Raw genomic sequence first — 16,137 nt, 5'->3', positions numbered from 1 at the left:
AGTATTATTTTGTGATAATCATTCTAAAATATGCGTGAAGACAGCTTTTCCATAAACAGCGGAGACACGTACGCTTCGAGCAGCGAAGCGATGACCGAGAAGAAAACGATGAGAATCAGTACGAAGGCGTAACGTCCGAACCATTGGATCGGCGCGTCATGAAGGCTGCGTTTGACAAACAGCTGCCGGATCAGTTTCAGTGAAAAAGCGATGGAGCATGTCCCCATGATAAGATATGCCGGAATGAGAACGATGTTTTGCGGCAGAACCGAAATAAATGACAGGAAAAACCCGTTCATCCCCATTTGATTCACTAAAAAACCGACCGTGAAGCCGACGACGATTCCTTTTAAAAACACCATAATGAAAATAACCGGAAGACCGATCACAGAAATACCGAGGATCCACATCAGCCCCAAATATTTTACATCATGAAAGACGGCCTGCCAAAACATTTCTGAAGCGCCGGCATGTTTCCCGTCAGACAGCTGTCCGAAAAACTTGCTTAAATAGTAATACAAATCTTCTTTCTGCGTGATGGTCATGCTGTTGACGATGATCGCCCCGAAAATGACCCCCATCAAAAACAAGACGAACACAAATATATAAAGTGACAGATGATCCTTTACATGGCGAAAAAACAGTTCTTTGTACGATTGTTTTCTCATACCGCTTTCCTCCCGCTAATCTATTGACTTGATTTAGTAGATTGTATGAAAGAAAAGAGAAAACATGACAGAGAAATCATAGAAAGGCGCGAGATTCGGGCATAAAAAAAGAACCCCCGTCATCACTCCGGTGATCATAGGGGTTCCTTTTTTTATGCTTTATTCTTTCAAGCCTGTCTTTTTTGGTTTTCGTCACTCTTTCATGGGTGCTGAAAGACGGCGCCGTCCCCCTTGACAAGACTGCGTCACGCATCCCGTTTCTTCTGAGATGCTCCCGCATTTTTTTCGTTTTACTCTTCGCCATGTGCCAATCGCTCCTTTTTTTGCCTTTTCTTTATCATAACAAAAAAATCCCGATGTGTTCATGAATACGGCTCATGTTTCGACCGGTAAGCGCGCAGAGACGTTTTGGCAGATGAATAGCTCCCCATGGCGGCGTATCCGTAAAAAAATCCCATAAAAATCCCCGCATACACGTGTTCATGGTGACCGAAAACGATAGACACAACATTTCCGGCAGCAAGGGCAATCGTGGGAACGAATATGCCCGGAACCCGGCAGAACACTTTGATCAGCTGTGTAACGCATAAGACGACCGGCACGCCGATCACAGCATCCCAAATATTTGTATGGATCAGCGGAAAATAATCCACATCGACACCTCTTTATTCCGTCTTTTGCTATCTGTTAGCCTGCCTAAGAATTCCGCTTCCTATTCATGATAAAAAAACAGCACCGGCACATGTCCGGTACTGTAAGAGTTGTTTATTTTCCTGCCGCGGCCCGTTCTACGGCTGCTGATACGGCCTGATGCACGTCCGCATCCAAAGGCTGAGGCACGAGATCGCCGTGTTTTGTGCAAGAGGCGATGGCTTCTGCGGCCGCCACAAGCATTTCATGGTCGATTTTCTTGCTTTTGGCGTTCAGCGCGCCGCGGAAAATCCCCGGGAAGCCGAGAACATTATTGACCGAGCGGCCGTCGGCTGCATAAGCGGCTCCGGCTTGTAATGCGTCTTCCGGTTCAATCTCCGGCTTCGGATTAGATAAGGCCAGAATGACATGTCCTTTTCTGACATCCTCTTTTTTAATGAGACCCGGAACTCCGGTGGTGCTGATCACAATGTCACACGTGTCCATTAAATCTTTGATGCTTCCAAGCGGCTGACCTCCGTACTGAGCGAGGCGGTTCATTGCGTCTTCTGACTTGTCCGTTCCGCAGACCGCTTTGACTCCGTATGCCATAAACATGCGGCAGATGGCGACGCCTGCCGCGCCGAGACCGATCTGTCCGACCTTCGCTTCTTTTAAATCAAGACCGGCGCTTTTACAAGCGGAAATGGCGGCGGCGAGCGTGACGACCGCCGTGCCGTGCTGATCATCGTGCATAACCGGAATATCCAGTTCTTCTTTCAGGCGGTCTTCAATGTCAAAGCAGTGAGGCGAACCGATATCTTCAAGCAGAATTCCGCTGAACCCCGGAGAAATATGTTTTACCGTGCGAATAATTTCTTCCGGATCAGAGGTATCAAGCAAAATCGGAATTCCGCTGATACCCGCCAGCTGGTCAAAAAGCGCGGCTTTCCCTTCCATTACAGGCATTCCGGCGACAGAACCGATATTGCCGAGGCCGAGAATCGCCGTGCCGTCGGTGACAATGGCGACAGAATTGCTGATTGTCGTATAGATGGACGCTTTTTCAGGCTCGTTTTCAATCAGTCGGCACACATCGGCGACGCCCGGTGTATAAACACGGCCAAGCTCAGCCAATGTCCGGATCGGCATTTTGCTTTTCATTTGAATTTTGCCGCCTTCATGAGCAGAGAGCACTTCATCTGAGACTGTATGAAGCCGGATGCCTTCACCGAGAGCTTCAATGGCTTGAATGATTTCCTGCAGCTGCTCCTCATTTTCGGCCTGCACCGTGATGTTGCGCATTGTGTAGTTCGGGCCGACTTTAACGGTTTCAACTTCCCCGATATCTCCGCCCATCACTCCGATGGCGGTTGCCACTTTTCCGAGATTTCCGGGAACAGTCGGCGTTTCAATCATTAACGTCCGAATCATATGCTTTGTAATCATGAAATGAACCTCCTAACCCAATTTTTGAGATTGCAAGGATTTTTCTTTCGTGTACCAAATGAATTTCCCCGTGTATCCGTACAATATTGCCAGTCCGATAGATACAAAACTGAGCCACATGAACGGCAGATATGAAAATGTGGATACGCCGAGAATGCCGGCCATATAGATGCCGTTATCAGACCACGGCACCATCCCTGAAGTAAGCGTTCCGCCCACCTCTGCGTTCCGGGATAAAACTCTTCTGTCAAGTTTCAGTTTATCATAACTGTTCTCCATGATTTTCGGCGTCAGGATCAATGACACGTACATCGCACAGCCGAAAATGTTTCCTAAAAGGGCGACGATCAATGTCGAAAGCGTCACATTTCCCGGTGTGGTCAGCTTTTTCTCAAAAGTTGAGACAATCACTTTTAATACGCCGAGCTTCTCAAGAATTCCTCCAAAACCGAGACCGAACAGGATAACGACTAACGTATCCAGCATACCGGTAATGCCTCCGCGGTTTAACAGGCCGTTTAAAAATTCGACGTCCGTTTTAATAGAAAAACCATTATAAGCAGTCGCAATGGCATCGGCAAAATTCATTCCCTGAAAGACGGAAGCCCAGATTGCGCCAAGCAAAGCACCGATGACGATAACGGGCATAGACGGCTTTTTCAAAATCAGAAGGACAACGACGACAACAGCCGGAATGAGCATCCATATATGAATATCAAACGTTTTCTGCAATGAAGACTTTAAAAATTCCACTTTGTCGAGATCAATATTTTTTCCGCCGTATATAAATCCCGTTACGGTAAATAGAATGGCCGTAATAATATAGGACGGAATTGACAGATACATCATCGCTCTGACGTGCGACAGCACATCCACCTTAGAAAGCGTGGAGGCAAGCACCGTACTGTCAGACAGCGGTGAAAGCTTGTCTCCGAAGTAAGCGCCGGACAAAACGGCTCCCGCTACGATCGGAAGCGGTATACCCATTCCCTCTCCGATGGCAATCATGGCGATCCCCGCGGTTCCCACGGTTCCCCACGACGTTCCGGTCGCAACGGACATAACGGAACAGATAACCAGTGTAGCCAGAAGGAAAATATGAGGATTAATAAACTCTAAACCATAATAAATTAACGTCGGCACAACACCGCCGGCAATCCATGTCCCGATGAGCGCACCGACCGAAACGAGAATCAACACCGCTTCAAGACCGTTTGATATCCCGGTGACAATCGAATCCTGCAAGTCTTTATATGAATATCCCAGCCTGACTCCGAGAATAATAGCGAAAAACCAGGATATTAATAGAGCTAGCTGGATCGGCAGGTCTAAAAACACTGTGAACGATAAGACAAGTGCTAAAAACCCGAATAATAAGATAATAATTTCCAATAAATTTGGCAATCTGACCTCTTTCACAAGAAAATCCCCCTAGAAGAAAAAAGCTAAAACGCTTTCATCAAATGATATAACAAATTATACTATACTGCCTCATCCCTTTGTATGGCAACCGCCTATTCACTGAAAAACGTGAAAAGGCGGCTGTTGTTGCTTTAAAATTTATTTTTCTAATAGATCTTTTCCGGCAATCCCCGGTTTTGTCATTTCATACGGATTCAAAATGATATCCAATTCTTCTTCTGTCAGGACATCATTTTGAAGGCAGAGATCTCTTACAGATTGCCCCGTCATGATGGCTTCACGGGCAATTCGCGCAGCCGCTTCATACCCGAGGTGCGGATTGACCGCTGTAATGACGCCGACGCTCTTTTCCACGTATTGCTTCAGACGTTTTTCGTTGGCTTCAATTCCCGCCAGACAATGATCGGTAAATGAACGGAACCCGTTATTCATGATGCTGATGGATTGAAGCAGGTTAAATACGAGTACCGGCTCCATTACGTTAAGCTCCAGCTGGCCCGCTTCTGAAGCGAGGCAGATCGTATTGTCATTCCCGATGACCTGGAAGGCGATTTGGTTGATCAGCTCTGCCATTACAGGGTTGACTTTCCCAGGCATAATGGATGATCCCGGCTGACGGGCGGGCAGTGAAATTTCCGCAAGTCCCGCGCGCGGACCTGAAGCCATTAAGCGCAGATCGTTGGCGATTTTAGACATGTTCATCATGCATACTTTCAACGCGGCTGAAACTTCCGTATACGCATCAGTGTTTTGTGTGGCGTCAACCAAATGGCCGGCGCCGACAAGCGGCAGTCCGCTGATGTCAGCCAGGTGCTTTACAACCTGTTCTATGTAGCGCGGATCGGCGTTAAGTCCCGTACCTACGGCCGTTGCCCCCATGTTGACTTCATACAGATGCTGGCGGGATTGTTTAATTCGCTTTATGTCACGCTCGAGCACGCGGCTGTATGCTTCAAATTCCTGTCCGAGACGGATCGGCACAGCGTCCTGAAGGTGTGTGCGCCCCATTTTAATGACAGAATCAAATTGTTTCGCTTTATCCTTAAAGACACTCAGCATATGCGCCATCGTATCAAGGAGCTTATCCAAAAGTTTTAAGGTGGAAATATGGATTGCCGTCGGGAACACGTCGTTCGTCGATTGTGACATGTTGACGTGTGTGTTCGGGCTGAGGTGAATGTATTCACCTTTTTTATGCCCCATGATTTCAAGCGCTCTGTTGCCGATTACTTCGTTGGCATTCATGTTCATGGACGTTCCGGCTCCCCCTTGGATCGGATCGACGATGAATTGGTCATGCCATTTCCCCTCGAGAATTTCATCTGCGGCCTGGACAATCGCATTTCCGATTCCTTCATACAGCCGTTTTACATCCATATTGGCAAGCGCCGCCGCTTTTTTGACGATGGCGAGCGCATTAATCATTTCTTCGTGGATGCGGTATCCGGTAATCGGAAAGTTTTCTTTCGCGCGCAGCGTTTGTATTCCGTAATACACATCAGCTTCAATTTGTTTTTCTCCGAGGAAATCTTTTTCCTGACGATATTCTTTTTGCGCGTTTGTCATGCTAAAACCCTACTTTCTCTTTGTGGTAGTCATGTTTTTACAGTACAACGTCGTCTGCGATCGGTGTCTCCATAATGTTTTTGACTTCAGCCAAGTTGTGAGACTGGCCGAGCGCCCACATTAATTTCGGCACGATGGCTTCCGTGTTCATATTTCTGGAGCGGATAATGAGATCTTGATTGACTCTTCGGCCGACTTCATAGACGCTCATGTCCTCTCCTTCTTCAAGACATTGTGTCGTAATGACGACGACAATGCCGCTTTCAATCATTTCATTGACTTTGGCGAGAATGTCTCTTCCTTCAAACGGCACGCCGCCGCTGCCGTAGCTTTCAATGACGATCCCTTTGTACATGCCCTTTAATGCGTCAAACATTTCCGGTTTCAGCCCCGGGTGGAGCTTGAGCAGGCACACGTCCGTGCAAAGTGAGGTATTGACCGTAAAGGCATCGTCTTTTGGCATGTGCACTTGTTTGTTGTATTCAATTCCGTTTTCGGTAATAAACGCGATATACGGATAGTTAATGCTCTCAAATGCATCATAGCTTTTCGTTCTTAATTTAATGGCGCGTGTGCCTTGAATGACTCTGCCGTCAAATACGACGTATACGCCGCCCACCCCTTCACATGCGAAGCGGATCGCGTCCGTGATATTTTTTTTGGCATCGGTTTTTTGAAATGTAATCGGAATTTGCGAACCCGTAATGACGATCGGTTTATCAGCATGCTGAAGCATATAAGACAGTGCCGCTGATGTATACGCCATTGTGTCTGTCCCGTGCGTAATGACGAACCCGTCATATGCGTCATATTTTTCTTTGACAGCATTTGCGATTTCGGCCCAGTATTCAGGCTGCATATTTGTGCTGTCGATGTTCATTAACGAATGGGTTTCCATCGTGTAATCGTTATCAAGTTTTGATACGTAGGTTAACAATTCGTCTGCTTTCACCCCGGGTGCAAGCCCGTTTTCTCCTTCGACTGAGGCGATTGTTCCTCCGGTTGTTAACAGCAATAATTTTTTCATACCCTGCACCTCTTCATCCATTTCTCAAGATGTGTTAAGCATTCGCTTTTCGCATACTTTTAATCAAATTATAGACAGACGATTGAAATTAATCAAGTGATTATTATTCAATTCGCGTACACTTTTGCATATCGATATGATATAATTTGCTCAAGTGAAAAGGAGCGGTTTTGAATATGAATTTAGATCGTTTAACTGAACTGAGAAAAAAGAAAAATTGGTCTCTTCAATATACGGCTGACCGTCTCGGCATCGCCAAAAGCACGTACGCCGGGTATGAATCAGGATACCGGCGTCCGTCATTCGAGGCGCTGGGCACGCTTGCCGATCTGTTTGACACGACGTGCGACGATTTACTGGGGCGCACTGAAAAAAAGGCGGAGCCGTTTACCCAGACCATCGAATTAACAAACGCCGCACAAGGCCGCGGCACACTGACCGTTGACGGACAGCCGCTGAATCAGGATGAAATCATCGAATTGATTGCGTTTGTCCGCACGAAAAAGAAGGTGCAGGAGGAGCTCCGCTAATAACCGGCTTTTACGGCTTGATTCTGCCGTACGTCCCTCCGCCCCCGGCCTCAAGGACAAGCTGCCCGGTGCGCGCTTTATGAATGACAGCCGCTATTTTAGGCTGGACGACACGCGCCAATTCCTCTTCTTGCGCCTGATGAAGAATCGCCATCTCCGTCCCGAAAGCCCGCTTCAGTTTGTCTAACGTTTTCGGCCCGACCCCCGGAATGAACTGCAGCGGGATCTGATGAATATACGGCGGCCGCGGCACGCGGCTTTTTTTCGGTCCGCTCAGTTCCTCCAGCCGTTCACTGACCCCTTTTGTCATTGTTTTCCCCCCGCACTCCGGACAGGCGGAAGCTCCTTTTTCAACCGGGCTGCCGCAGCGGTCGCAAGCCGTCCGGTAATACTTCCCGAGCTTCGGGTTCAGCCCGTAATTCGCCGTGATTTTTCTTCCGTCCTTCCCTTTTAAAGCCAGCGAAAATTCCGTGAAATTCGCTTCTTTAAGAAGCATTTCATTATATTCTCTGCCGATTTTTCCTAAGGAATGCGCATCAGAATTTGTTAAAAATGTATACGGATCAAGTTCCGTTACCCGCGAAGCCATGTCGGTGTCACAGCTTAACCCGAGTTCCGCCGCGTCAATGAGCGCCGGGTCGAAAACTTCTGTCAAAGAAGATATGACCCCTTTTCCGTACAGGCTTTTATGCGGGGTGAACATATGGGCGGGAATAAACAGCCCGCCCAATTCCTTTGTTTTCCTTTGAAGATTCAAACCGGTTTCATAAATACGCTGGGAACTGAGATGGATATTTTTAAGCCTTTTTGCGAGCCACTCAGAAAACATCTTCATTTCGGCAAGAGACGGCATAAAGACGAGAACGTGAATCGGCCCGCGGCATGTGTGATCATAGATTTCAAGCTCACTGCCCAACAGAAGCGTCGTATTCCGATACCGGATGCCGCCTTCTTTCAGCTCACGGTATCTGCCTTCATCAATTCCGCGCTCGATTTCTTCTATGACTTCCGGGGAATGGCAGTCGATGATGCCCAATAGTTCAATTCCCTTCCCCTCACTGGCCTCTTCTAAAATCCGATGCAGCGTCAACGTTTTGGCCCCGGTGATTTTGACCGGTTTTCCCGTATAGGTGCGGCCGATATGAATATGCAGATCGGCATAGATGGTTTTCATCATTTTTCCTTCAGCGCTTCTTTCAGCTGGAGATACTGAATCGCGTACGCCGTTTTTGCGTCATACACCCTGCGGGATTCAATCAGCTTCACGGCCTCTTCAAGCGTGACCTGCATGACTTCGACAAATTCATCCTCATCCAGTTCGCGCTTTTCTTCCAACGGCGAAAGCCCTTCCGCAAGAAAGAGATGCACGATTTCATCAGCAAACCCGGGTGATGTATAAAAAGCGGTGATTTTCGTCAAGGTTTCCGCCGTATATCCCGTTTCTTCCTCGAGCTCTCTTAACGCCGTATGTTCCGGCTCTTCTCCCTTTTCAAGCTTACCGGCCGGAATTTCAACGATTGTCCGTTCCAGCGGCTTTCTGAACTGGTTCACCAAAATGATTTTTCCTTCCTCGGTCACCGCAAGTACGGCCACCGCTCCCGGATGTTTGACGATTTCCCGCTTGCTTGTTTTTCCGTTCGGGAGCTCTACATCCTCTAAGTAAAGATCTATGACTTTCCCGTCATACAGCTTTTTTTTCGCAAGTGTTTTTTCTTCTAAATGTTTCATCATGTCATCTCCCGTTCTGTCTCTCTATTATGCCTCATATATTTTATCATACATGCATGAGAGGGAGGTGCTTTTCGATTGAAGGTGTATCGGAAGGATAAAAGTATCGTATTGGTCGGAAAGGCGTGGGAAGTGCGGGCTAAACTGAAAGAATACGGGCGGACATTCCGCTATGTCGGAGATTGGATCACCGGGCCTTAACAGTTGAAAACTTCGCGCCTTTATATTACGGTCAATAAAAGACTATAAAAAGGAGCGAAACGATGAGAAAACGCACACTGGGACATTCTGATTTAGAAATAAGCGAAATCGGGCTCGGCTGTATGTCGCTGGGCACGGATAAAGCTGAAGCGCTGTCTATTTTGGATGAAGCGATCGAGCTTGGAATCAATTATTTAGATACCGCTGATCTTTATGATTTCGGCAGAAATGAGGAAATTGTCGGGGAGGCCGTCAAAAACCGCAGGCACGACATCATTTTAGCCACGAAAGCCGGAAACCGCTGGAATGATGATAAAGACGGCTGGCATTGGGATGCTTCCAAAGGATACATAAAAGAAGCGGTCAAAAACAGTCTGCGCCGGCTGAAAACGGACTATATCGACCTTTATCAGCTGCATGGCGGCACGATGGAAGATCATATTGACAAAACGATCGAAGCGTTTGAGGACTTAAAACAGGAAGGCGTCATCCGGTATTACGGCATTTCCTCGATTCGTCCGAATGTCATTAAAGAATATGTGAAAAAATCAAATATCTCAAGCGTTATGATGCAATACAGCCTGCTGGACCGGCGTCCCGAGGAGTGGCTTCCCCTTTTAGAGGAGAACGGAATCAGCGTTGTCGCCAGAGGGCCTGTCGCTAAAGGGCTTCTTACGAAAAAACCGCTTGATCAAGCAGCCGCAAGCGTAAAAGAGAACGGCTATTTAACATATTCTTTTGCGGAACTGGAAGAAACCAAAAAAGCGATCAGCGCTGCCGCACCTGACTTGAGCATGACGGAGCTTTCCCTTCAATACTTACTGTCACAGCCGGCCGTCGCTTCTGTCATCACCGGAGCCAGCTCACTTGAGCAGCTGAGAGAAAACTGTTCGGCTGCAGAGGCCCGGCGTTTAAGCAGCCAGGAAATCAAAGCCCTGCAATACCATACAAAACGGGACGTATACGAAGCCCATCGTTCTTAAACAATAAAACCGGCACCTTGTCAGATGCCGGTTTATTTATATTTGTGCCAATCGAGACTGCTTTCATTCAGCAGCTCTTCAAAGCTTTTATTTTTTTCTTTTTCTTTTCGTTTTCTGATTTGTTCCGCTTTTTGCTGCGCCTGTTTTTTCTCGTCTTCTTCCTTCAGCTCACTTTTCATTTGCAAAAGCCTGGCCTTCAGATCTTCCCCCAGATCGTCTTTTAAGCTGTGTTTTTCTTTAGGCAGCTGCTTTTTCATCATTACGCCCCCCGTATCTGAATATGGTGAAGCAAGTGTACCACGGAGCGCCGGAGGCCGGCAACGTTCACGGTCCTGAAAAGCCGGAGGAAGGATTTTTCATATGAAAGGAGGGTGCCTGTGTGAAAAAATGGCTGGCGGTGTTCGGTTCGGCTTGCGCAGTCTTTTTGGCTGCCGGATTCGCTTTTACGAATCTGATTATGTTTATGAAGAAAAAGACGGATGAAGATATCATGAAAAAAGAAACGGCCGACGGGCATGATAGATTTGATTCCTTTCAGGCCATGGAAAAAGAAGAGGCCGTCATCCTGTCACGCCACGGGTATGAGATCAAAGGCTTTTACGTCGCCCCGCATCATACGGCAAACACCATGATTATTTGTCACGGCGTTACCGTAAATTCGTTCAATTCATTGAAATACATGGATTTATTTTTAGATTTAGGCTGGAATGTGCTCGTATATGACCACCGCGGGCACGGAAAAAGCGGCGGCAGAACGACGAGCTACGGCTATTTTGAAAAAGATGATTTGGAAGAAGCCGTGAATTGGGTGAGACACAAAACGGGAGACGGCGGTCAAATCGGCATCCACGGGGAATCGATGGGAGCGGTGACGGCCTTATTATACGCGGGCGGGCATCAGGATGAAAACGGCGCTGATTTTTATATTGCGGACTGTCCGTTCGCAAGCTTTCGCGATCAGCTCGCCTACAGGCTGAAGCGGGAGTTCCGGCTGCCTCCGTGGCCGCTTCTGCCTTTGGCTGATTTCTTTTTGCGGATGAGAGAAGGATACCGTATCCGTGATGTATCGCCTTTATCGGTTATCAGCCGAATCCGGCAGCCCGTGCTGTTTATTCACAGTAAGGAAGATGATTATATACCTCCCGCTTCTTCCGAATTGCTGCACCGCAGAAAACGCGGCCCGAAGATGCTCTATCTGGCCGAATCGGGCGGGCATGCCATGTCGTACACCAAAAATCCGGAGAGCTACCGCAAAGCCGTTCAAACCTTTTTAGATACCATGACGCAAACGTAAAAAAGCGAAAGAACGTATGCTGGTTCTTTCGCTTTCCCGTCATAAAACGTCGGTAATCCCGTCCATATTTTCTCCGATCCAGTCAATGGCGAGGTCGATTGTCGTAAACTCCTGCGCTTTGAAGGTCATCTCATCCTGAAGCAGCCAGACATCCTTCTGAACGGATTCAGCGCCTCCGATGGACCAGTGCAGCAGACTGTACGGGTGGTTGTTGTTCAGAAAGGATACCCACGTTTTATGCTGTGCCGTCTGTTTAATGGCTTTCAGCTTTTGATTCACTTTCCGTTTCTCCCTGCTTTACTAATATGCTCATTCTCGGGCTCAGCATCTCTGCCGGGCTTTTTAAGACGAGCGTTTTTGCCTTTTCATTGTAATCGATTGTCATTTCCTCGTCAAAAAACACTTTTTGTGAGGTCTGGATGTAAAGCGGAAGTCCGTTGGTTTCAATGGCCTCGCATTGTCCCGTTAATTCGTCCGCCAGCCAGATGGTCGGCACGCCGCTCACCGCGCACCCGCAGCCTTCTGCGTCATAGCGGAGCTGCGCTTTTTTCCCCGGGTTGGCGTCCATCGCCTGCTGAAGTGTGTGTTTCGCCGCATCCGTCACATGTATTTGCATAGATGATCCTCCGTTTTTCATTTTCGCCATTGTAGCATACCGGAGCCGCTGTATGCATTGTTTCTGCTTTCTTTACAGCAGCCTGCTCTCCCAGTCCTTTGCCTCTTGTTCAGCCGCCTTGATCCAGTCATTTTTCCCTTCACTATACTTTTCCATATCGTATGGGTATGCCTTTGCGAGCCGCCGTTTCAGTTCCATGTATTGAGCCGCTTTTTCAGGCTTTGCAGTGAGGTAATCCCGGAACAGCAGATGACGCTTCACATCCGGATGGCCTGTTTCGTATATGTGGATGTGGTGTGTGCGCTTGCTGCCGCCTTTTTGAAAGAAACGCCGGCCCTCTATCCCGTTTTCTCCTTTCGCCTCATAGCCGAGTGCTTCCAGCTGCGGACTGAATCGGTCAGCGTCCGAAATATCTTTGACCTCCGCCAGTATATCAATGACGGGTTTTGCGGCCATTCCCGGGATGGAGGTGCTGCCGATATGGCTGACAGAATGAAGAGCGGGGCCGAAGATTCGGATCAAGTCCGCCTTCTCTCTTTCAAACATCTCTTTCCATTCCGGCTTGTACGGAACAACTTCCGCTTTCCTCTTCGGATAAAGATGAAAAAACGAGAGGGTCAGCCCTTCCGGCGTCTCTGTCTGTCCGGCTTCTGTGAACCCGGTTTTTAAATAGAGAGAGACTGCCGGAACGTTTTGACTGGCGGTAGCCGCCTCTATTTTTTGGGCGTCCCGGTTTTGATCTATCACAAATTGAATAAGTGCCCGTCCGATTCCTTTCCGAAAGGCGGACGGGTGCACCGTCAGCCTGCATATGACAAGGTCATACCCCTTTTTTTCATACGAAATGACGCCTGCAAGCCGATCTTTTTCCTTGAAACCGGCAAACGTCTCCCGTGACCTCTGTATGTCACCGGGTGTTTCATGCAGGGCTGGAATGCCGAAAAAGCCGATCAGCTCGGCTTCTTTTTGATAAGAGCAACGTTGAACCGCCGCAATTTCCCGCGCCGTCTGTTCTTGTGTATGCCGTAAAAATGTAATCAATCTTCCGCCCCTTTTGACGCAAACATCCGCTGTGACTCCGTCTTCGTAATGCGGACCGCGTACGCTTCATACCAGGCGCTTTTTCCTTTTTGTTTTGCCGCCCGGTGGTCAGTATGGTCTTTCCACCTTTTAATCGCCTCCAGGCTGTCCCAGTAGGAAACCGTGATGCCGCAGCCGTTTTCCTCCCGAACGCTTTCCGCGCCTAAAAAGCCCGGCTGTCCGCCTGCCAAATTCATCATGCGCTCTGCCGTATGCTCATATTCCTCATCATATTTTCCCTTTATTGATGAAAAAATGACCGCATAATAGGGCGGTTTGGGCGTGTCAGCTAAAAAACCCATATTCATCCCCCTCTACATATATTTCACAAACAGAATCCGGTCTTCTCCCGGACCGTCATAATTCGCAAAAACAGGGATTCCGTTTACGGTTTTGGTTCCTTTTTCAACTTCAAAGCCCAATTTTGTATGATAAGCGATTGATACTTTATTGACAGGCGCCGTCACGCAATTGACTTTTGTGCAGCCCCTTTTTTTCACCGTCTCCATAAATCGATCGTAGAGCTGTTTTCCAATTTGCATTTTTCTGAAATCCGGATGCACACCGGAAAAATGAATGTAGGCTGTCTCAGGGTCTGATTGTGACTGAAAACCGATTAAAAAACCGGTCATTCCCTCCGGCCCGTACGTGATAAAGCTCGTGTCCTGAAAATGTTCAAAAAACAAGCGCGGCAGTTTGTCTTTCATCTGCCTGCCGCCCCACCATTCATTCAAAACAGACGTAACCATTTCATAGTCTTCAGAGGTAATTGTTCGAATATCCATTATCGATTGACTCTCCTTTTCGTCCGGCAAAATGAATGTCAGCTCTTCTCATTGGAATATAAAAAATTATATGTGGGTTGTTTGCAATTGTAAATGATTTCTTTTCAAGCAAACGAATCAGCACGTCTTCCAACCGGGGAATGAATTACCAGTATAAACGTGATCATTGTTCGGGTACAATGAAAAACAGAACAAATGTTCCCGGAGGTTTTTTTATGGCTGATATTCTTCTTGTTGATATGCAATCGTTTTATGCGTCTGTAGAAAAAGCGGAAGCGCCTCATCTCAAAAGCCGGCCCGTGATTGTCTCGGGAGATCCCGAAAGACGCAGCGGCGTCGTGCTTGCGGCTTGTCCGCTCGCCAAACGATACGGCGTAAAAAATGCCGAACGGCTGTGGGAAGCGCAGGCCAAATGTCCCGACGCCGTTATTGTCCGTCCGCGGATGCAGCGGTATATTGATGTATCCGTCGTGATTACCGAACTGTTTGAACGATATACCGATCTTGTAGAACCCTACTCCATCGATGAGCAGTTTCTCGACGTGACCGGAAGCAGGCGGCTGTTCGGTGATCCTTTTACAATTGCCGAAAGCATTCAGCAAGCGATTATGCGTGAATTCGGAATTTATGCCCGTGTCGGCATCGGACCGAATAAGGCGCTCGCGAAAATGGCTTGCGACCATTTTGCCAAAAAAAACGCATCCGGCATCTACAGATTGGATATGTCAAATATCAGGGAGGATCTGTGGCCGCTGCCGGTCGGAAAATTATTCGGCATCGGAAAACGGATGGAGCATCATTTAAGACGGATGGGCATCAGCACAATCGGCGGGCTTGCCGTGCACCCCGCCGAACTGCTGAAAAAACGCTGGGGCATTAACGGCGAATTGCTTCAGCGGACAGCCCGCGGCATCGATCCCTCTCCGGTCACCGTCAACACGCACAGCCGGCAAAAAGCGATCGGCCATAACATGACCCTCCCGAGAGACTACAGCCGCTTTGAGGATATCAAAGTCGTGCTGCTGGAGTTAAGCGAAGAAGTGGCCCGCCGCGCCCGTTTCAAACAATACATCGGCCATACGGTTTCGGTCAGCATCAGAGGCGCTGATTTTGAATTCCCTTCAGGTTTTCACAGACAGAGAAAGCTGGTCTCTCCGACTAATTTCGGAATGGATATTTTTAAAGCGGCGGTCAAGCTCTTCAAAGAGCATTGGAACGGTGAGCCCGTCCGCAGCGCCGGCGTCTCCCTTTCCCAGCTGGAGCCCTGTGATTATGTTCAGCTGAGCCTGTTTGATGCTCAGGAAAAAAAGATCAGTCTCGGCAAAGTATTGGATGATATTCATGAGCGGTACGGCCCTGCGTCGCTCCTCCATGCCGCTTCGCTGACAGAGGCCGGCCAAGCCTTTCACCGGGCTGAAAAAATCGGCGGGCATTACAAATAATTGAGGTGATATACATGAATCCGAACAAATTAACACCCGGGTATAATGTCATGTGGGAATCAAGCCGGATGATGCTGCCCGAACATCGGGAGCAGCTGCTTGCAAAAAAACGAAAAGAACGGGAATTCCGGCCTCCGGAACTGAGCGAAGAGCAACTGAACGACATGAACCGCATCATTGCGGCGTCGATTGAAGAAGACAGAGCCATCTCGGTCACCTATGCTTCAGCACACGGCCCCCGCCGCTTTTGGGGATGGGTAAAACAAGTGAGGCATGACGAAAAACGTTTAAAAATCATAAACGATGAAGATGCGTTAACGCTGCCGTTTCATCTTATTCTCTCGGCTGAACTGGAATAAGAGCCTAAATCGTCCTGACAGAAAATATGATAGAAGAGTGGGAGGATCACATGATATTTAGTAGAATAAAGATGAATGACAAGAATAGGAGAATATATGATGGATCAATTTATAGAAAAAATGCTGGGACAAGCCCTCCGCCAGTATGGACGGAATGTGTCGACAGATCCGCTGAGCCCCTATGAAAAACAGAGTTTAAAAAAAGCTTTAGAAGAAAGAAGGAATGAAGAACCCGATGAGGATCTCCATGCCCATGTAGAAGATATTATCTACGATTACGTCACCAATCAGGGGCAGTTTTCCTGACACGGACGTTTATGCACTGGGCGATAAGGGAAACGTCCGAGAGTAAACCCT

The 16,137-nt window shown here is 48.1% G+C and carries 22 protein-coding genes; 7 read left to right on the top strand and 15 right to left on the bottom strand.

Translation table 11 applies throughout. The features are described from left to right. Nucleotides 1-23: 23 nt before the first annotated feature. The 7 genes from spoIIM to ACWJJ4_RS08315 all read right to left on the bottom strand — a co-directional run bounded on the left by spoIIM (nt 24) and on the right by ACWJJ4_RS08315 (nt 6,762). Nucleotides 24-668, bottom strand: coding sequence for a stage II sporulation protein M (spoIIM, locus tag ACWJJ4_RS08345; RefSeq protein ID WP_007409404.1), 645 nt, complete (start codon nt 666-668; stop codon nt 24-26). A gap of 76 nt (nt 669-744) precedes the next feature. After that, on the bottom strand, nt 745-972 hold the full coding sequence (locus ACWJJ4_RS08340) for a hypothetical protein (protein ID WP_003153326.1): 228 nt from the start codon (nt 970-972) through the stop codon (nt 745-747). Between the two features lie 58 nt (nt 973-1,030). After that, on the bottom strand, nt 1,031-1,321 hold the full coding sequence (locus ACWJJ4_RS08335; protein ID WP_003153325.1) for a hypothetical protein: 291 nt from the start codon (nt 1,319-1,321) through the stop codon (nt 1,031-1,033). A gap of 112 nt (nt 1,322-1,433) precedes the next feature. Continuing rightward, entirely contained in the window at nt 1,434-2,747 is a 1,314-nt protein-coding gene (locus ACWJJ4_RS08330; protein WP_014305342.1) for an NAD-dependent malic enzyme, read from the bottom strand. A 12-nt stretch (nt 2,748-2,759) separates the two neighbouring features. Next, the gene (gene nhaC, locus ACWJJ4_RS08325; RefSeq protein ID WP_077722549.1) at nt 2,760-4,166 is read right to left on the bottom strand and encodes a Na+/H+ antiporter NhaC; all 1,407 of its coding nucleotides are present in this window, start codon (nt 4,164-4,166) and stop codon (nt 2,760-2,762) included. Nucleotides 4,167-4,307: 141 nt separating this feature from the next. Beyond that, nucleotides 4,308-5,735 (bottom strand): aspartate ammonia-lyase, encoded by a 1,428-nt coding sequence (aspA, locus tag ACWJJ4_RS08320; RefSeq protein WP_003153322.1) that lies wholly within the window; start codon nt 5,733-5,735, stop codon nt 4,308-4,310. Between the two features lie 37 nt (nt 5,736-5,772). Further along, nucleotides 5,773-6,762 (bottom strand): type I asparaginase, encoded by a 990-nt coding sequence (locus ACWJJ4_RS08315; protein ID WP_003153321.1) that lies wholly within the window; start codon nt 6,760-6,762, stop codon nt 5,773-5,775. 176 nt (nt 6,763-6,938) lie between these two features. On the opposite strand from ACWJJ4_RS08315, the gene ACWJJ4_RS08310 reads away from it, so the two are divergent. Beyond that, the gene (locus ACWJJ4_RS08310; protein WP_003153320.1) at nt 6,939-7,292 is read left to right on the top strand and encodes a helix-turn-helix domain-containing protein; all 354 of its coding nucleotides are present in this window, start codon (nt 6,939-6,941) and stop codon (nt 7,290-7,292) included. 10 nt (nt 7,293-7,302) lie between these two features. Here ACWJJ4_RS08310 and ACWJJ4_RS08305 read toward each other — a convergent pair whose 3' ends face one another. Beyond that, entirely contained in the window at nt 7,303-8,466 is a 1,164-nt protein-coding gene (locus ACWJJ4_RS08305; protein ID WP_454021570.1) for a TIGR00375 family protein, read from the bottom strand. Next, nucleotides 8,466-9,020 carry an NUDIX hydrolase gene (locus ACWJJ4_RS08300; protein WP_003153317.1) on the bottom strand — a complete coding sequence of 185 codons (555 nt, stop codon included), beginning with the start codon at nt 9,018-9,020 and terminating at the stop codon, nt 8,466-8,468. The genes ACWJJ4_RS08305 and ACWJJ4_RS08300 overlap by 1 nt, the downstream gene beginning before the upstream one ends. 78 nt (nt 9,021-9,098) lie before the next feature. Between ACWJJ4_RS08300 and mciZ the strand changes: the two genes are divergently transcribed. Both mciZ and ACWJJ4_RS08290 read left to right on the top strand, forming a co-directional pair. Further along, entirely contained in the window at nt 9,099-9,221 is a 123-nt protein-coding gene (gene mciZ, locus ACWJJ4_RS08295; protein WP_003153315.1) for a Z-ring formation inhibitor MciZ, read from the top strand. 62 nt (nt 9,222-9,283) lie between these two features. Beyond that, nucleotides 9,284-10,204 (top strand): aldo/keto reductase, encoded by a 921-nt coding sequence (locus ACWJJ4_RS08290; protein ID WP_173613022.1) that lies wholly within the window; start codon nt 9,284-9,286, stop codon nt 10,202-10,204. A 32-nt stretch (nt 10,205-10,236) separates the two neighbouring features. Here the strand turns inward: ACWJJ4_RS08290 and ACWJJ4_RS08285 are convergent, their stop codons facing one another. After that, nucleotides 10,237-10,461, bottom strand: coding sequence for a YqkE family protein (locus ACWJJ4_RS08285; protein WP_070082061.1), 225 nt, complete (start codon nt 10,459-10,461; stop codon nt 10,237-10,239). Nucleotides 10,462-10,583: 122 nt separating this feature from the next. Between ACWJJ4_RS08285 and ACWJJ4_RS08280 the strand changes: the two genes are divergently transcribed. After that, nucleotides 10,584-11,498, top strand: coding sequence for an alpha/beta hydrolase (locus ACWJJ4_RS08280; protein ID WP_025649815.1), 915 nt, complete (start codon nt 10,584-10,586; stop codon nt 11,496-11,498). 39 nt (nt 11,499-11,537) lie between these two features. Here the strand turns inward: ACWJJ4_RS08280 and ACWJJ4_RS08275 are convergent, their stop codons facing one another. From ACWJJ4_RS08275 to ACWJJ4_RS08255, 5 genes are all read right to left on the bottom strand, one after another. Next, nucleotides 11,538-11,777, bottom strand: coding sequence for a DUF2552 family protein (locus tag ACWJJ4_RS08275; protein ID WP_003153307.1), 240 nt, complete (start codon nt 11,775-11,777; stop codon nt 11,538-11,540). Further along, a complete protein-coding gene (locus ACWJJ4_RS08270; RefSeq protein WP_014305346.1) occupies nt 11,752-12,114 on the bottom strand; it encodes an iron-sulfur cluster biosynthesis family protein in 363 nt (120 codons plus the stop codon). Before ACWJJ4_RS08270 ends, ACWJJ4_RS08275 begins: the two co-directional genes overlap by 26 nt. A gap of 72 nt (nt 12,115-12,186) precedes the next feature. After that, nucleotides 12,187-13,155 (bottom strand): GNAT family N-acetyltransferase, encoded by a 969-nt coding sequence (locus tag ACWJJ4_RS08265; protein WP_146284403.1) that lies wholly within the window; start codon nt 13,153-13,155, stop codon nt 12,187-12,189. After that, complete coding sequence (locus ACWJJ4_RS08260) at nt 13,152-13,496, bottom strand: antibiotic biosynthesis monooxygenase family protein (RefSeq protein WP_003153298.1); 345 nt, start codon at nt 13,494-13,496, stop codon at nt 13,152-13,154. The genes ACWJJ4_RS08265 and ACWJJ4_RS08260 overlap by 4 nt, the downstream gene beginning before the upstream one ends. Before the next feature lie 12 nt (nt 13,497-13,508). Further along, nucleotides 13,509-13,979, bottom strand: a complete 471-nt coding sequence (locus ACWJJ4_RS08255) for a GNAT family N-acetyltransferase (RefSeq protein ID WP_003153297.1) — start codon at nt 13,977-13,979, stop codon at nt 13,509-13,511. Nucleotides 13,980-14,194: 215 nt separating this feature from the next. Between ACWJJ4_RS08255 and ACWJJ4_RS08250 the strand changes: the two genes are divergently transcribed. The 3 genes from ACWJJ4_RS08250 (at nt 14,195) to ACWJJ4_RS08240 (ending at nt 16,086) form a co-directional block, all read left to right on the top strand. Continuing rightward, on the top strand, nt 14,195-15,421 hold the full coding sequence (locus ACWJJ4_RS08250; RefSeq protein ID WP_094247816.1) for a DNA polymerase IV: 1,227 nt from the start codon (nt 14,195-14,197) through the stop codon (nt 15,419-15,421). Nucleotides 15,422-15,435: 14 nt separating this feature from the next. Then, entirely contained in the window at nt 15,436-15,780 is a 345-nt protein-coding gene (locus tag ACWJJ4_RS08245; RefSeq protein WP_071391657.1) for a YolD-like family protein, read from the top strand. A gap of 99 nt (nt 15,781-15,879) precedes the next feature. Further along, the gene (locus ACWJJ4_RS08240) at nt 15,880-16,086 is read left to right on the top strand and encodes a YqzH family protein (protein ID WP_003153294.1); all 207 of its coding nucleotides are present in this window, start codon (nt 15,880-15,882) and stop codon (nt 16,084-16,086) included. Nucleotides 16,087-16,137: the final 51 nt, after the last annotated feature.

The organism is Bacillus sp. JK62 (genome assembly GCF_053663455.1).
This window is presented reverse-complemented; position numbering and strand designations above follow the sequence as displayed.